The organism is Bacillus sp. MYb56, assembly GCF_002976445.1.
Taxonomy (GTDB): Bacteria; Bacillota; Bacilli; order Bacillales; family Bacillaceae_G; genus Bacillus_A; species Bacillus_A mycoides.
Genome location: NZ_PCOH01000122.1, coordinates 1 through 1,372, shown reverse-complemented (window position 1 = coordinate 1,372; position 1,372 = coordinate 1). Strand labels below are relative to the sequence as shown.

Here is a 1,372-nt window from a genome sequence, read left to right as displayed (position 1 = left end):
ACCCCACATCCATCAACTTAACGTATATTTTTATACAAAATGCGGTCTTTCCACGTAGTTTTTTATTATCTTTTATAGATGTTATAAAAGTAGGCACATCAAATAAACCCTGACGGGTTTCAAATTTTTCGCTATGCTACCTGATGGGCAGAAGTGGTATACTCATACACAACACCTAAAATATCAAAGACTGTTTTTTTCTCATATCTGTGAGATTTTCGTCCGTTTCGCTGTAGGAGGTTAAACAGACGAAGGAGAATCTTTGATAATTCTTGGGTGTTTTTATGTAGTGCTTGATGAAAAAGTAAGAAATAATCTTTAATTATGTACATCGCTTTATATTCACTTAGTTCTTTCTGTTTCTTACGTAACAGGAGTTCTCTCATTTTAAACATAGTAGAAGAACATAATAGGATACTAATGAGTTGTCCATAAAGGTGGCATTCTAATCGCTCTTGTTTAATAGATTTACAACGATGAATTCGAAACCAAGATTTCCATATTTTAAATAACAGCTCAATTTGCCAACGCAGTGAATATAAATCATAGATTTTCTCTTTCGGTACCCATTCCGTAGGAATGTTTGTCATATATACCGTAATTCCTTGTAAAAGTTTCGTACGCTCTGTATATGTAATCCCTTTTTTCTTTTCACGAATAGCTCGATCATGTAGACGTTTCTGTTTTTGCTCCTCTGTACATCTATAAACCACAATGCGAGTGGGTAGTTTGTCTTTGCTCCCTACATATACATCATGTAATTCATACACTTGGCCAGGTTGTAATTGGTTCATGATGTCTTCCAAATGAATTTGTATATATACCGGTCTCAATTGAGCAGGTTTTGTTTTAAATACCACTGTTTCGAATTCTTTTCTATATATTTTAGTTGGTAATTTAAGACGCGATAAATAATACCCTTCCTTATCTTGGATCGATTTAAAGTCTTGTAAACGAAAATACCCTAAGTCACGAATATATAGTTCATTCTTTTGTGTCATGTCCATTCGAGTCGCCCCATATGCCTGATCACTTCGTTTTCCTGGTTCAATTTTCACATCAGAAAACTCTCCACTCAACAAGTCATACTCTAATTGAATTTTCACACCAGCTGTATGACTACAGCCTCCGGCACCAGGATAAGTAGCTGCGAATCGATCTGGAACTTGAAAGGTTGTAGAATCAAGGATGCGAATCCGCTCAAAGTAAGCAGAAAGAGAATGAGAAATTGTAGATGATCCTCCAATTTTAGCTTGTAGAAGTGTAGTAAACACATTTCGAAAGAAGGCTACAGAAGCCGAGTTAAATCGTCGATTCAGTCCCTCAGGACTTAATAAAATTCCTGTTGAAGTTTCTAATTGACTACAAAGTT

At 35.4% G+C, this 1,372-nt stretch carries 1 protein-coding gene; it reads right to left on the bottom strand.

Annotation, left to right across the window (positions count from 1 at the left end; translation table 11 throughout):
- Positions 1–131 precede the first annotated feature (131 nt).
- A partial coding sequence (locus tag CQ058_RS31300) for an IS4-like element ISBce2 family transposase (protein ID WP_105590274.1) occupies positions 132–1,372 on the bottom strand: 1,241 nt, incomplete at its 5' end.